13 protein-coding genes are annotated in these 15,561 nt (G+C 44.6%); 9 read left to right on the forward strand and 4 right to left on the reverse strand.

All coding sequences use genetic code 11. The annotated features are described in order from the left end of the window. The first annotated feature begins 32 nt into the window (after positions 1-32). Together Q0230_RS11590 and Q0230_RS11595 are read left to right on the forward strand one after the other, a co-directional pair. The gene (locus Q0230_RS11590; RefSeq protein WP_298610216.1) at positions 33-1,991 is read left to right on the forward strand and encodes an alkaline phosphatase D family protein; all 1,959 of its coding nucleotides are present in this window, start codon (positions 33-35) and stop codon (positions 1,989-1,991) included. 105 nt (positions 1,992-2,096) lie between these two features. Beyond that, positions 2,097-3,554, forward strand: coding sequence for a DegQ family serine endoprotease (locus tag Q0230_RS11595; RefSeq protein ID WP_298610218.1), 1,458 nt, complete (start codon positions 2,097-2,099; stop codon positions 3,552-3,554). Between the two features lie 105 nt (positions 3,555-3,659). On the opposite strand, the gene betB is transcribed toward Q0230_RS11595, so the two are convergent. Then, positions 3,660-5,126, reverse strand: a complete 1,467-nt coding sequence (gene betB, locus Q0230_RS11600) for a betaine-aldehyde dehydrogenase (RefSeq protein ID WP_298610220.1) — start codon at positions 5,124-5,126, stop codon at positions 3,660-3,662. 127 nt (positions 5,127-5,253) lie between these two features. Here betB and Q0230_RS11605 point away from each other — a divergent pair, with 127 nt between their 5' ends. Genes Q0230_RS11605 through Q0230_RS11625 form a run of 5 tightly spaced genes read left to right on the forward strand, consistent with a single transcriptional unit; the run spans position 5,254 to position 10,537 of the window. Further along, the gene (locus Q0230_RS11605) at positions 5,254-6,198 is read left to right on the forward strand and encodes a choline ABC transporter substrate-binding protein (protein WP_298610222.1); all 945 of its coding nucleotides are present in this window, start codon (positions 5,254-5,256) and stop codon (positions 6,196-6,198) included. Between the two features lie 15 nt (positions 6,199-6,213). Further along, the gene (gene choW / locus Q0230_RS11610; RefSeq protein ID WP_298610224.1) at positions 6,214-7,065 is read left to right on the forward strand and encodes a choline ABC transporter permease subunit; all 852 of its coding nucleotides are present in this window, start codon (positions 6,214-6,216) and stop codon (positions 7,063-7,065) included. Continuing rightward, positions 7,066-8,208, forward strand: coding sequence for a choline ABC transporter ATP-binding protein (choV, locus tag Q0230_RS11615; RefSeq protein ID WP_298610226.1), 1,143 nt, complete (start codon positions 7,066-7,068; stop codon positions 8,206-8,208). Between the two features lie 13 nt (positions 8,209-8,221). Then, the gene (locus Q0230_RS11620) at positions 8,222-9,649 is read left to right on the forward strand and encodes an FAD-binding oxidoreductase (RefSeq protein WP_298610228.1); all 1,428 of its coding nucleotides are present in this window, start codon (positions 8,222-8,224) and stop codon (positions 9,647-9,649) included. A gap of 15 nt (positions 9,650-9,664) precedes the next feature. Next, on the forward strand, positions 9,665-10,537 hold the full coding sequence (locus Q0230_RS11625) for a DMT family transporter (protein ID WP_298610230.1): 873 nt from the start codon (positions 9,665-9,667) through the stop codon (positions 10,535-10,537). Between the two features lie 3 nt (positions 10,538-10,540). Here the strand turns inward: Q0230_RS11625 and Q0230_RS11630 are convergent, their stop codons facing one another. Continuing rightward, entirely contained in the window at positions 10,541-10,762 is a 222-nt protein-coding gene (locus Q0230_RS11630; protein ID WP_298610232.1) for a hypothetical protein, read from the reverse strand. A 150-nt stretch (positions 10,763-10,912) separates the two neighbouring features. Here Q0230_RS11630 and Q0230_RS11635 point away from each other — a divergent pair, with 150 nt between their 5' ends. Beyond that, positions 10,913-12,076, forward strand: a complete 1,164-nt coding sequence (locus tag Q0230_RS11635) for a MalY/PatB family protein (protein WP_298610234.1) — start codon at positions 10,913-10,915, stop codon at positions 12,074-12,076. Between the two features lies 1 nt (position 12,077). Here the strand turns inward: Q0230_RS11635 and Q0230_RS11640 are convergent, their stop codons facing one another. Further along, positions 12,078-13,241 (reverse strand): benzoate/H(+) symporter BenE family transporter, encoded by a 1,164-nt coding sequence (locus Q0230_RS11640; protein ID WP_298610236.1) that lies wholly within the window; start codon positions 13,239-13,241, stop codon positions 12,078-12,080. A gap of 64 nt (positions 13,242-13,305) precedes the next feature. Beyond that, positions 13,306-14,346: a hypothetical protein gene (locus tag Q0230_RS11645; RefSeq protein ID WP_298610237.1), complete on the reverse strand. Its 1,041-nt coding sequence runs from the start codon at positions 14,344-14,346 to the stop codon at positions 13,306-13,308. Positions 14,347-14,627: 281 nt separating this feature from the next. Here Q0230_RS11645 and Q0230_RS11650 point away from each other — a divergent pair, with 281 nt between their 5' ends. Then, positions 14,628-15,419 carry a hypothetical protein gene (locus Q0230_RS11650; protein ID WP_298610239.1) on the forward strand — a complete coding sequence of 264 codons (792 nt, stop codon included), beginning with the start codon at positions 14,628-14,630 and terminating at the stop codon, positions 15,417-15,419. Positions 15,420-15,561 lie beyond the last annotated feature (142 nt).

A 15,561-nucleotide genomic window follows, 5' to 3' on the forward strand; every position in this document is an offset into this window, starting at 1 on the left:
AAACCAACACTCACATCCTTATATTGCCGTGCATGACTACTACTGAAGCCGCTGTACCTGATCAGACTACTCAAGTTTTGCCTGCTATTTTAGCTGGGCCGATTTTGCGCCATGTCAGTAAACACCAACTAGTGCTGTGGCTGGTGACCTCACAAAGCTATGCTATTCAGGCTAACTGTTATCAGGGTGACACACTATTAGCGGCTGCAAGCTTCAGCTCTGAGCATACAGGCTCTGTCATGTTGGGCAGACAGGCTTTCTTACACTTATTAATTATTAATATCCCTGCAGGCTTACCTGAGGATACTTGGCTTAGCTATGACCTTGGTTTGCAATTGGGTGATCAAATTCAGTGGCTAGTCACTACCGCTCCACACATTTTATACACAGACGAAAAACGCCCACGCTTTGCCTTTAAACCTAACATTACCCAGGTACTACATGGCTCTTGCCGCAAGCCACATTATGTTGGTGGTGATGCCCTCTTAGTCGTTGATCAACAACTAGCTGAGGCTCGGGCTTTATCTGAACCTAGCGAGCAGCCTTCGCTATTAATGATGACGGGTGATCAGGTTTATAATGATGATGTCTCAGGGCCAATGTTACATGCGATTCACACTGTTATCACTCAATTAGGCTTGTACGAAGAATCGCTAGATCAAACAGAGCTACAGCATAGCCGTGAACTCCACGGCAAACGCCAGCATTATTATCGGCGGCCTGAACTGTTACCCTCAAATCCGGGTGGGCAAGGCTTACGCAAAATTTTTCGCGGTGCACGCAAACCGATTTTCACTTCAGCCAATGCGGATAATCATCTAGCCACCCTTGCAGAAGTGTTAGGAATGTACCTGCTCGTGTGGTCACCTGCTTTGTGGCCGCTAGTGAATTTAGATGATTCAACTGGTTTAGACGGGGAAGCTTTAGAGCGTTATCAAGCACAACTGCCCGCTATTAAGCAATTTGCGAAAGGTTTGCCTCGAGTGCAACGTGTACTAGCCAGTATTCCTACCTATATGATTTTTGATGATCATGATATTACCGATGACTGGAATTTATCGCGGGACTGGGAAGAAAATGCCTATGGTCACCCTCTATCGCGGCGAATTATTGGGAATTGTTTAATTGCTTATTTACTCTGCCAAGCCTGGGGCAATGCGCCAGAACGTTTTCCCGAACCTTTAATTAAAGCAGTGCAAGCCTTATTCCGCACCGGCAAAGGTGCTTTACATGATCTACTGATTGACCAGCTTTTAAAAAGGGAAGGCTGGCATTATAGCTTAGCCACTCAACCCAAAATTGTCGTACTGGATACTCGTACCCAACGCTGGCGTTCTGAAACAAGTGCCGCTGATCCTTCGGGGTTAATGGATTGGGAAATGCTCACTGAATTACAGCAAGAACTGATTCATGAAAAAGCTGTCATTTTAGTCTCCCCTGCCCCCATTTTTGGGGTGAAACTGATCGAAGTGGTGCAACGCGTATTTACTTGGTTCGGCGGCTCACTGATGGTCGATGCAGAAAACTGGATGGCACATCCAGGGTCTGCGAATGTCATTTTGAATATTTTCCGCCATCGACGCACACCCCATAACTTTACGATTCTATCCGGTGATGTGCATTATTCCTTTGTCTACGATGTGCGCTTACGTCATCACGAACAAACACCGCATATTTGGCAAATCACTGCCTCTGGAATCAAAAATGCCTTCCCAGAAAAGCTCTTAAAACACTTTGACTGGTTAAATCGTTGGTTGTTTGCGAGCTATTCGCCACTTAACTGGCTAACACGTCGGCGGCATATGCGTATTCAGCAGCGCCGCCCCAGTGAGCATAGTGGTCGCTATCCACATCAACGTTTGTACAATGGCAGTGGGATTGGGCGGGTATTTTTTGATGAAAATGGGGCACCAGAGCGCATTCAAATTCTTTCGACTCGTGACGAATGCATTCAATTTAATCGCGGCTATGAAAGTGACTGGATGGATTGAAAATAAACCTTTTAAGGTTACCGTTTTTTAACTTTTTGGCAAATCCACGGTAAGGTTGACGCAGGCAAGATAGCCACATATTGAACGCATTTGAGGATTTACTAAATGTCAAACTTACTGCCTGTTGGACTGTTTAACAAGAAAAAACTTTCGGTACTAGCGGCCAGTGCTTTGGTTTGTACCTTAGCTTTTCCACTTATTACACCGCTGGCGCAAGCGGACGCTTTACCACAGTTAACTCAGCTGATTAAAGACAACCGTGATGCTGTTGTGCATATCTCTGTTGAAATTGATAATCAAGCCGCCAGCAATGCCGCAACTGAGAGCTTCTCTTTACCGGATGGGCAAGAATTACCGAAAGAATTAGAGAAGTTTTTCCGGAATATGCCACGTGGCACGCCACAACCCCATGATACCCAAGCCATGGGTTCTGGTTTCATTATTTCTCAAGATGGTTATGTTGTTACCAACAATCATGTTGTAGAAAATGCCAGCAAAATCAAAGTTACTTTGAATGACAAACGTGAGCTGACTGCTAAAGTCATTGGCAAGGACAAATATAGCGATATCGCTTTATTGAAAGTAGAGGCAACGGGCTTACCAACAGTGCGTTTAGGTGACTCTGATGGGCTTGAAGTCGGTCAATGGGTAGTGGCTATTGGTGCACCATTTGGCTTAGATCATTCTGCAACCCAAGGGATTGTGAGCGCTTTATCCCGCAGTTTGCCAGATGGTACTTATGTACCCTTTATCCAGACTGACGTAGCGGTGAATCCTGGTAACTCGGGTGGTCCACTGTTTGATTTAAACGGTAATGTGGTCGGTGTTAACTCACAGATTTATAGCCGTAGTGGCGGCTATATGGGCATCTCGTTTGCGATTCCTGTCAACTTAGTTAAGAACATCACTGAGCAGCTCAAAACAGCTGGGGTGGTAAATCGTGGTTGGCTAGGTGTACAAATCCAGAACCTAGATCAAGAGTTAGCGAATTCTTTCTCGATGGCAAAGCCCCAAGGTGCGTTGGTGGCTAGTGTGCAACCCGCTAGCCCAGCCGACAAAGCGGGGGTACAAGCAGGCGATATTATTGTTGGCTTCAATAATACCGAGGTGAATTCCGCTGACCACTTACCTTTATTAGTCGGTACCACAGGCATCGGCAGTACAGTACCTTTGAAAGTACTGCGTGCAGGAGCTGAGAAAACCTTAAATGTAACGATTGAGAAACTTGCAGATAAAAATGCGGGTGAAACTCAAGAACTTGCTCAGAACAGTACAGCGGGTACGGGCGCATTGGGCTTGGCGGTTGCAGGATTAACCGATCAAGAACGCAAGGAAGCGAATATTGGCACGGATGGCGTGGTCGTCCGCGAAGTCCGTGCTGATAGCCCTGCCAGTCGTGCTGGCCTTGAGGCCGGCGATGTGATTATTTCGGTAAATAATGCTGGAATTAAATCACCTGAAGAGTTGAAGTCGATTGTTGATAAAGCACCAACGGATAAACCGTTAGCGATGCTGATTCAGCGTGACGACCAAAAACGCTTTATCGCGGTTGGACGCTCTTAAGCTAGATAGATTTTCATTGCTTTTTCGTTGTTTTTCATAGACCTTACTCCCTCGCTTGCCCTGTCTTTGGACAGGGCGTCTTTTTGGTGGAAAGGGAAAATAATTTTAATAAGGTCTGGGTAAATCACCTAATTCCACAAACACACTCTTGACTTGGGTATAGTGCTTAATCGTTTCTAAGCCATTCTCGCGTCCAATCCCTGACTGTTTATAACCACCGACTGGCATTTCCGCAGGTGATGGACCATAAGTATTAATCCAACAAATGCCGGCTTGTAGCTGTGCAATCACTCGATGCGCTCTTGATAAATCGGTGGTGAAAATCCCTGCGGCTAAACCATAGTTGGTCTTGTTAGCACGCTGAATGACTTCATCCTCCTCTTTGAATTTCAGTACCGACATAACCGGGCCAAAAATTTCATCCTGTGTATGCTGCATTTCATCGCTGCAATCCGCAAAAATCGTCGGCTGTACGAAATAGCCTTTATCTAAACCTTGGCTGATTTCACGCTCGCCACCGCAAACCAAACGCGCGCCTGCTTGTTTAGCCAAATCGATATAGTGCAAAACCTTTTGCAGATGGGTAGCTGAAACTAAAGCCCCAACTTGTGTATTCATGTTGGTCGGGTCACCAATGACCATTTGCTTGGTGATGGCTGCAGTTTTTTCTAAGAACTCCTCATAAATACTTTCATGCACAAATACACGCGTACCATGCGTACACACCTCGCCCTGAGTATAAAAATTGGCTAAGAGTGCACCATGTACGGCATTGTCTAATTTCGCATCAGGAAAAATAATTAAGGGTGATTTGCCACCCAGCTCTAAGGTGACATCTTTGATAGTAGTAGCTGCATTGGTGAGAATTTTACTACCGGTCACCGTCGAGCCAGTGAAGGAAACCTTAGCAATTTTTGGATGTTGGGTTAAGGCTGTCCCGACCCGATAATCCCCCTGTACCACATTGAAAACACCCTTCGGTAAACCTGCTTCCGTATAGATTTCAGCGAGTTTCAAAGTTGATAGGGGTGTCACTTCTGAAGGCTTATACACCATCGCATTGCCACAAGCCAAAGCCACCGCCGATTTCCAACAGGCAATTTGCATCGGATAATTCCACGCACCAATCCCTGCACAAACACCTAAAGGCTCGCGGCGGGTATAAAAGAACTTACCGTTACCTAAATCCTGATAGCTGCCTTGAATACTCGCCGCTAAGCCTGCGTAGTACTCAATCACATCTGCACCAGTAACAATATCAACCGCAATCGCTTCTTGCAGCGGCTTACCCGTATCTTGGACTTCCAAGAGTGCCAATTCGGCATTGCGCTCACGCAGCAAAGCAACTGCTTTATTTAAAATCCGCCCCCGCTCCATCCCACTGAAACGTGACCATTCTGCAAAACCTGTTTCAGCGGCTTGTACCGCTTTATTCACATCCTCCACTGAAGCCTGCTGCACACTCGCTAGCACTTCACCCGTTGCGGGATTAATTGAATCAAAGGTTTCGCCCGAGGTAGCATTTTGGTACTGACCGCCGATATACAGTGCTTGTGGGCTTGAATAATGCATAGATTTTCCTGCTCTGTGGTTAGGTTTGCTTTTCGTACTGGCAAGTATAAACTGCTGCCAGAGGAGAATGTTAGGTTTATAAAAGCCTGCATTAGCAGAACAATTATCGTCTACTTAGGAGGAATATATGAGTTTGAAAAAACTGACTGCGCTTGCTTTGATCCTTGCTTCATCTTTAGGAGTTAGTGCCCAAGCTGCTGAACCTGAATCTTGCAGCAAAGTGCGCTTCGCCGACGTAGGCTGGACAGACATCACCGCTACTACTGCTCTCGCCTCAACCCTACTTACTGCCTTGGGTTATGAACCTTCCTCACAAGTCCTCTCTGTTCCGGTTAGCTATGCCAGCTTAAAAAATAAAGATATTGATGTTTTCCTTGGTAACTGGATGCCGACCATGAAAGCCGATATCCAACCTTACTTAGATGATAAAACCGTCGAATCCTTAGGTGCGAATTTGGAGGGTGCTAAATACACGCTCGCGGTACCTAAATATCTGTATGAGAAGGGTTTAAAAACTTTCGCTGATATTGCCAAGTTTAAAGAAGACTTGAATGGTGAAATCTATGGGATTGAGCCGGGTAATGATGGTAATCGTCTCATTCAAAGCATGATTGATGGCGACAAATTTGGCCTGAAATCCTTCAAGATGGTCGAGTCCTCTGAGCAAGGCATGTTGGCACAAGTTGAACGGGCGATTAAGCGCAAAGAAGGCGTGTTGTTCTTAGGTTGGGAACCCCACCCAATGAATAATAAATTTGAATTAGCCTATTTGGAGGGCGGTGATGAAGTCTTCGGTCCGAATTTAGGTGGCGCTACGATTTATACCAATGTGCGTGCGGGTTATCTAACTGAATGCCCGAATGTGGGAAAACTCATTAGTAATCTGAAGTTTACTCTACCGCTCGAAAATCAAATCATGGGTTCAATCTTAGATGATAAAAAAGAAGCCAATGATGCCGCTAAAGACTGGTTGAAAAAGAATCCTGATGCTATCAAGCCTTGGCTAGAAGGTGTCACCACCAAAGATGGTAAAGATGCGACCGAGGCCGTTAAAAAAGCGCTCGAACTCTAAGTAAGGTAGGTGTCTATGGATTGGCTCACAGAACATAAACTCCCCATTGGTAAATGGTTAGGCCAAGGGGTTGATCTTCTGAATCAACATGCTTCTGGCTTTTTCGATAGTATGTCGATGGTGTTGGAAACCATCCTCAATGGCACTACCACAGCACTCCTGTGGATACCAGCATGGCTGTTAATTGCAGGTATTGCCAGTTTAGCTTGGTGGTTGCATCGTAGTTGGGGCTTAGTAGTTTTTGTTGTGTTGTCTTTACTGCTGATTGTCAATTTGGGCTATTGGCAGGAAACCATAGAAACCTTAGTGCTCGTTTTATATGCAACTTTACTCTGTATGCTGATTGGTGTGCCGCTCGGGATTGCAGCGGCGCATCATCCGCTGCTTTACACGATTTTGCGTCCCATTTTGGACTTGATGCAGACCATTCCAACCTTCGTTTATTTGATTCCAACCTTGATTCTGTTTGGCTTAGGGGTAGTGCCAGGGCTGATTTCCACGATTATTTTTGCACTGGCCGCGCCTGTGCGGCTGACTTGGCTGGGAATTTCAAGTGTGCCGAATACCTTGATTGAAGCAGGAAAATCCTTTGGCTGCTCAAAGAGTCAATTGCTGTGGCGGATTGAATTGCCACATGCGATGCCTACCATTATGGCGGGTTTGACCCAGTGCATTATGCTGTCGCTATCAATGGTGGTCATTGCCGCTTTAGTGGGCGCAGATGGTTTAGGTAAACCAGTGGTGCGCGCCCTCAATACGGTGAATATTGAGAAAGGCTTTGAGGCAGGTTTAGCCATAGTAATTCTAGCGATTTTACTGGATCGCATCTTCAAGCAACCTGTTAAACAACCAGCAGGAGCGCACTAAATGGCTGCGGTTGAATTCAAACATGTCGATGTAATTTTCGGCAAAGATCAAAAGCGGGCGGCTGCGCTACTCGATCAAGGCAAAACTCGTCAGGAAATTCTGGCGGAAACCGGTTCAGTCTTAGGTGTGGCAGATGCTAGCCTCACCGTCGAAGAAGGCACGATTTGTGTGCTGATGGGATTATCAGGTTCGGGTAAATCTTCGTTGTTACGTTGTGTGAATGGCTTAAACCCAGTGACTCGCGGTGAGCTATTAATTGCGCACCAAGGTAGCAACGTGGATATGGGGAAAATTTCGAGCAGTAAATTGCGCGAATTACGCCGTGATCGGATTGCGATGGTTTTCCAGCAGTTTGGCCTATTACCTTGGTGCACGGTGCGGGAAAATGTTGGCTTTGGCTTATCGGTTAAAGGTGTACCTAAGGACGAAGTCAATCGCATCGCTAATGAGAAATTAGCCTTGGTAAACCTTTCGGACTGGGCGGACAAGCAAGTGAATGAGTTGTCAGGCGGGATGCAGCAACGGGTGGGTTTGGCGCGTGCTTTTGCCACCGATGCGGATATTCTCTTAATGGACGAACCCTTTTCCGCCCTTGATCCCTTGATTCGTGATCGCTTGCAAGATGAACTCTTAGAGCTACAAAAAAAGCTCAAACGCACGATTATTTTCGTCAGCCACGATCTGAATGAAGCTCTCAAACTCGGCAATCAAATCGTCATTATGGAAAGTGGACGGATTATTCAGGCGGGGACAGCGCGGGATATTATTTTCAAACCTGCCAATGAATACGTGCGACGCTTTGTGGCGAATATCAATCCCTTGCATGTACTTTATGCGGGTGTGTTGATGCGTCCCCTCAGTCAATTTAGTCGTACTCAAGATCAAATCACGTTGGATGATGATTGGATTTTGCAATTTGATGCCACCAATAATCCTGTTAGTTTGCGCTTAAAGGGTCAAGATCATGTTATGCACAGCGTTGATTTTGATACATGGATGCAAGATGTAGTCGAGGTAGCGCAACAAAGCAATCAGCCTTTATTGGTTACTCAAGAGGATAAAGTGGTAGGGGTTATCCATCACAAAGACATTCTGCAAAGCCTCTTACGCCAAACTGATTTAAGCACTGAACAGCCTATGTAATCAGGAGGAAAGTATGTCCAGCCTAACACGACGCGAAGCTTTAAAGACCCTATTAACGGCTTTAGCCATTCCCATCGCCTCGCAAGCAGAATGGGCATTTGCAGAGAGCAGTTTGCCGCAAATCGCTGGACAGCTTTATTTCCTTAAACCCACCGACGCTGACTATGCACAGCGCCGACAAATCTTTAATAAGCGTATTGGCCTAATGCCGCGCCTGATTGCGGTGTGCTTATCCGATAAGGGGGTACAAACGGCCATACAGTATGCCGCTGCGAATAATTTACCTGTTTCAGTAAAAAGCGGTGGACACTGCTTTGAAGGTTATAGCCTGAATAATAATGGCTTACTGATTGATCTATCTTTATTGAAAAGCTTTAAGTATGCCACCACCGACAAATCCTTTACTACGCGCCCCGGTGCCAAACTCGGCGATGTCTATGCTTATCTGGCACAGTTTAAGCGTTTAATTCCGGCAGGGTCTTGCGCAGGTGTTGGAGTAGCAGGTTTAACCTTAGGTGGCGGTTATGGCTTCTTTGCACGGCAATTGGGTTTAACTTGTGACAGTTTAACGCGGGTAAAACTAGTCGATGGGCAAGGTAAGCTATTAGATTCTAAAGACAATGCCGAGCTGCTCTGGGCCTGTAAAGGTGGCAATAATGGCAGCTTAGGTATTGTCACTGAATTACAATTTAAGACTCACCCGACCCCTGCTAACTTTACTCATTACCGCTTTAAATATCGTAGCTTAACCGCTAACAAAGTGAGTGCTTTAGCGGAGCGTTGGTTTAGTTTGATGCCTAATTTACCCACGACTTGTTATTCCTCATGGGTACTGGGGCCAACACAGCTCACGATTCTGATCACTGATATGGCGGAGCGATCTTCACCACCCTTACAAACTATTTTGCGACAATTAGGCAAAGATGCTTCCACCGTACAAGGCGCGCAGAAAGACGAATTCTTACGCGGTATTCAGCGCTTTCGTGGCGGCACTGAGCCTATGTATTTTAAGAATGTCTCAGCAGGTTACTACAATAGCTATACTGATATTAAAGCTGTGTTGCCTAGTCTTTTTATGCAAATGCAAGCTTCCCCGCTGAAACAGAATCTGCTGCAGATCAATACCTTAGGTGGTGCGATTCGTGATGGTTTTAGGGCGGATAGTGCTGCTTATCCGCATCGAAATTACGCCTATTTAGGTGAGTTTCAAGTTTACTATCAGCGTTCTAGTGATACAGCTAAAGCTGAATTTTTTGTCAACCAGGTGCAGCAACAACTCACCCAAGCAGGCATCAAAGCACATTATGCCAACTACCCTGATATTGGCTTAAAGAATTGGCCACAAGCTTATTATGCAGACTCTTATCCACGCTTACAGGCTTTAAAGCGTAAGCTTGATCCTAATAACCTCATTCAGCATCCACAAAGCATTCGTAGCTAAATCGGAGTTTTTTTTATGAATTCAGTCAACCGCGCTACCGCGATTGGTTTTATTTCTATTGTTTTATGGGGCATGTTGGCACTTTTAACCAGTCTCACCAATGGCAAAATCCCCCCCTTTCAGATGCTTGCGATGACTTTTGCGATTGCTTTTTTGTTGATGTTGGGTAATTGGTTACGCCAGGGTAAAACGGGTTTGGAATATACTCGCCAACCAGTGCTGGCTTGGTTGTTAGGTGTAGGTGGTTTATTTGGCTATCACTTCTTGTATTTTCTAGCGATGGCACATGCACCTGTGGTCGAGGTGAGTTTAATTTCTTATTTATGGCCGCTGTTGATAGTTTTATTCTCAGCGTTGCTCCCTGGCGAGCAATTATCCAAATTTCATTTAATCGGCGCTGTGTTAGCCCTAGTGGGCTGTTGGGTATTGATTGGTGGCGGTAGCTCTGGGTTTAGCTCTAACTATTTAACCGGTTATTTAGCCGCACTGGCTTGTGCCTTTTTATGGTCGAGCTATTCGGTAGCCAGCCGTTTAGTAAAACAAGTGCCTACCGATGCAGTCGGGTGGTTTTGTGGTGTTACCGCAGTTTTAGGCTTAAGCTGCCATTTGCTGTGGGAAACCACCGTGTGGCCGGCTGATTGGGTGGAATGGTTGGGTGTCATTGGATTAGGTTTAGGCCCCGTCGGTATCGCCTTTTTCACTTGGGACTATGGCGTGAAGCATGGCAATTTGCAGTTGCTAGGTGTGCTCTCGTATGCAGCGCCTTTGATCTCGGTCGTGATGCTGATTTTAGCTGGCAAAGCCGAACCGACTTTAAGTGTTCTGTTTGCTTGTCTTGCTATTGTGGGTGGTGCTTTTATCGCTGGTCAGAGTAAAAAATCTCGCTAAAGGCTACTCATCGCAATCACAAGAATCGTCCTCATCCAGCTCCACATCAGCAACTTCAGTGTTGTCATACTCGATATAAGTGGGATACTCGTTGACAGGGTTTTCCTCTATATAAGTGATTTGGGCATCTGGATAGTAGTTAGTGTTGACTGGTTGCTGAGCATTAAACAAGGCAGATTGGGCTTGTACATTGGCGTACCACATGGCTGAACCACCCGCAAACATGTTGGTACTATCCGCCTTGACTATGGGAAGAGTTCCCAACAGAAATATGCTTAAACATAAAGGCCTAAATAACATCAATTTGCTCCCTAAAATCTTGCTTTCATTAATTAAATATAGCACCCGAACCCTTAGCTATTTAAGGAAATTTTTATGAATTTTGATGAAGTGATTGATCGCCGGCATACGAACTGTATGAAATGGGACTCAATGCAGCAATTCTATGGCGTTTCGCCAGACACTGGCCTTGCGATGTGGGTTGCCGATATGGACTTTCGTCCGCCGCCTGCGGTCACTGCCGCGTTAAAAGCGGAACTTGAGCATGGTGTGCATGGTTATTTCGGCGATGAATCCGCTTACAAAACTGCCATTAGTGATTGGATGCAAAAACGCCACCAATGGGCAGTTGATCCCGAATGGATTAAAACAGTACACGGCTTAGTCGCAGGTACTGCTTTATGTATTCAAGCCTTCACCCAAATAGGCGATGGCATTATTTTATTTACACCGGTTTATCATGCCTTTGCGCGCACGATTAAAGCTAATCAACGTCAAGTGCTAGAATCCCCTTTAAAGATTGATGCGAGCGGCTTATATCGCATGGATTTAACCAGCTTAGCTCAACAGCTCACTGGCAAAGAAAAAATGGTAATTCTCTGTTCACCGCATAATCCGGGTGGGCGAGTGTGGTCAGTGGAAGAATTAGCGGAGTTGGCTGAATTCTGTTTAAAACATGACCTGCTGTTAGTTTCTGATGAAATTCACCACGACCTAGTCTTTAAAGGTTACAAACATACCGTTATGCCATTGGCAGCCCCACAGATTCGAGAGCGTTTAATCATGCTCACTGCAACCACCAAAACCTTCAATATTGCGGGTGGTTTAACCGGTAATGCGATTATTGAAAACCCAGAGCTGCGTAACCAGTTTAGTCAGGCCATGTTAGCCGCTGGTAGTTCGCCGAACCGATTTGGTGTCTTGGTTTCAACCGCCGCTTATGCTCAGGGCGAAACTTGGCTTGAAGGTTTATTGGACTATCTAGACGGAAATCGCCGTTTATTTGATGCTGGGATTGAGCAGATTAGAGGCTTAAGGTCGATGCATTTAGAGGCGACTTATTTAGCTTGGGTCAACTTTGCTGAAACGGGTTTAAGCCCGCAGCAAGTGATTGATAAAGTGCAAAAAGAAGCAGGGATTGCTACCAGTTATGGTTCTACTTTTGGCAGCGGTGGCGAAACTTATTTACGCTTTAATCTCGCCACGCCACGCAGTCGAATTGAACAAGCTTTAGAACGCCTAAAAGCAGTATTTAACTAATTTAGGCCGCACGCTTTTGCACTAACCAGAAGCGTGCGATTAACCCAAAGACTAAACCCCAAAAAGCACTACCTAAGCCCAACAAACTAATCCCAGAAGCAGTTACTAGAAATACGATCAACGCCGCTTCGCGCTCGCTACTGTCAGCCATTGCAGCCTGCAGGCTATTCGCAATCGTGCCAATTAAAGCAAAGCCCGCAATGGCTAAAATCAAAGCTTGGGGAAAAGATAAAAATAAGCTGGTAATACTCGCACCAAATAAGCCGGCTAGCAGATAAAACAAGCCTGCACTAAAACTGGCCAAATAACGCTTCGATTTATCTTTATCGACGTCTTCACCCATACAAATGGCTGCAGTAATCGCCGCTAAGTTATAGGCATAACCACCAAAGGGAGCAAGCATCATCGTGGTTAAACCCGTGAAACCAATCGTTTTGGATAAGGGTGCTTCATAGCCATTGGCTTTTAAAACTGCCACCCCGGGAATATTCTGCGAAGCCATTGTCACAATAAAGAGCGGCAAACCCACGCCAATTAAAGCCTCTAAACGAATTTCTGGTATCACAAAAACCGGCTGTGCCCATTGTAAAGACAACTTACTTAAATCCATCAAGCCGCTAAACCAAGCAATGAGCATCCCCATTAGTAAGGTGAGGGGAATGGCATAACGCGGCAATAGACGTTTCATTAATAAGAAAGTCGCAAACATACCACCCACTAACAATGGCTCTTGTTGCAAAGAGACGAAAGCACTTAAACCAAACTTTAGCAGCACCCCCGCCAATATGGCAGCAGCCAGTGGCAAAGGAATCAAATGCATGAAGCGTTCAAACCAACCCGCGTAACCAATGATGGCAATCAATAAACCACAAAGGATAAAAGCAGCCGTAGCTTCGGGTAGCGAGACACCCGCAAGGCTGGTCACCAGTAAAGCTGCACCTGGTGTCGACCAAGCCGTTAGCAGCGGAATTCGATAATACAACGAGAGCGAAATACTTGAGACCGCCATGCCAATGCCTAAAGCCCACATCCATGAGGCAATTTGTGCCTCAGTCGCCCCCACCGTATGGGCGGCTTGGAAAATGATGGCGGCTGAACTGGTATAACCGACTAAAACAGCGACAAACCCAGCAATTAAATGGGCTAAGGAAAAGCCTTTAAACATAAACAGAGCTCTGAACTGTGGGAATTTTGCATTGTAGTGATGTATAGAAGTGAAAGGCAAAGTTCTAGTTGACTAGAGCATTCATCATCTGACCTAAAGCACGGATTTGTTTTCCTTGCTTATCCGCATAATGCTCTCCGCTATAGCCCCACCAATCCCAACAGGCTTGAAAATTACGCTGCGCGTCTGCAGTGAAGCTAGCACCTAACCAAACTTTGGTTTGTGGATAAAGCACGATCAGATTATTACTTTCTGCCCAAGCATTATAACCAGCTTGGGTATAGAACATATCACCAATTAAATCTTCGGTTTGTGAGCAGCCATGCAAAGCAATATGTAATTTACAACGTGCACCATTTTTACAGGCAGTGGGAATATAAATATGTGCATTGCGATGCATGCTAATGCTCGGATCTTTGGGGTCAAAGAACGCTTGTTGATCAAAGGTATGGAGGTTAGTGGATTTAGCCTCAGTTTTGGTGTGGAGTGAGCCATAAATCTGCTGAAGTAAAGCACCCGCGGCATCTAAATCACAATCATTGATAAACGGTGGCAAAGCTAATTTGCAGGCACCGCCATAACTATCAGTAATCATCCCGTGGCTAGCATTGGGATTTTTAATATAGGCAATGTTTTCAGCAGGCATAAAAGACTGATAGTAAGCATTTAGACTATCCATCACCTGTGTTGGTACTAGTGGGTCTTTTGCACCGGAAAACATCCAAACTTTTTGCCTGGCTAAATAAGTAGGATCATCAATTAAACCAGCCTGAGCCAAACGTTTAGTTTCACGGACGGAAAAATCTACATCAGGGTTTGCACTTCGCTTCCAAAGTGCAGGCGTCGTATGAGTACAGACACTTAGCATGGTATACATACCAGTGAAATCCAGCCAACGTGCTAAGTATTTACCGGCAGCACAGCGATAAGGACCACCCGCAATCACCCCCGCCCCCATAATATTTTGGGAATAAATGATTTGTAATTGCACCGCCATAAACGCTCCAGAAGACACACCTGACACTGAGGTTTGTTCGGGGTCAATATTGAGCGGCTTGCTTAGTTCAACTAAAGATTCTGCCTTACTTGAGACTGAAATAAACATCAAACCAGTTAGTAAACTTAACTTAGCAACTAATTTTAACTTAGAAAAAAATGTATTTAACAATTAAAACTCACTAATAACCTTAATTTCAAAATAAATTTATTTAATAAAAAACTTTAATAACAAACCATATCAGTATAGCTTTTTAATCAAAGCTATTTTTAAATCACTCTTTTTAAAAAAACTGCAGATAGTAAAAGCAAAACTGCCTTTTATCAAAAACCTATTTGCCTATTACCAATCTATAAAACTAAGCTAAAGCGAGTAACAAGGAGTGAAACATGATTAACAGCACAAATAATTTTCCATCAACAGCCAATAATTTGCAGACTGATAGCTTAGGTACTAAGCAGCAAATATCAAGTTCGGTTTTTAACCCTACTGCAAACTTATCTCAACTTCCTATCATGCAATTGCTATTTAGCTTGATTATAAGCATTTTACAGCAACTTCTTAGCCAACTCATGCAGCAAGCAAATACAGATAAACCCGAACAGCCAGATAATGAAACACCTGGCGCAACTGACTCGGGAAATCCTAGTCCTTTAAACAATATCAGCGATAATCAGAATGCAAAAATCTTAATACTTCACAAAGATATTATTACACCAGAAATTATTGATTATGCTGAGAAAAATGATTTGACACGCCCCTATGTTATTAGCGATGAAGATGGCTCTGGTAGTATTTCAGCTGGAGATTTCCTATTAGTAGGCAGCCAAGCTGAAGGCAACTTTCAAAAACGAGTTTTATCTGCAGATGATATATCACTAATCAACTCACCTGGTGCTATCGACTCTGGCAATCCGAGTCCGCTAAATAATATAAATAATCAACAAGATGTCAACATTCGCTTTCTTTTTAAGGACTTAATCACCCCAGAGATTATTGAGCGCACTAAAGACTTTACAAGACCTTATGTGATCAGTGACGATGATAATTCTGGCTCTATTTCGGTGGGAGATCGTTTATTAGTGGGTGATAATATCCATGGTGATCTACAAGAGCATAAATTGACTGTTGATGATCTAGGCAAGATTAATGGTGGATCTTTAGGCACCAGCAATAATTAATAAACTCTTTTAGGCATATATTCAGGCTAAATACGTCATCGATGAGTATTTAGCTTTTTGGCTTACTATCCAAATCCACTAAAGCTTAGGCAACTTATCGACTAACCCAATAAATTATTGAGCTTATTTGGCAGCCACCTTT

The organism is uncultured Thiothrix sp., from assembly GCF_937876535.1.
Lineage (GTDB): Bacteria > Pseudomonadota > Gammaproteobacteria > Thiotrichales > Thiotrichaceae > Thiolinea.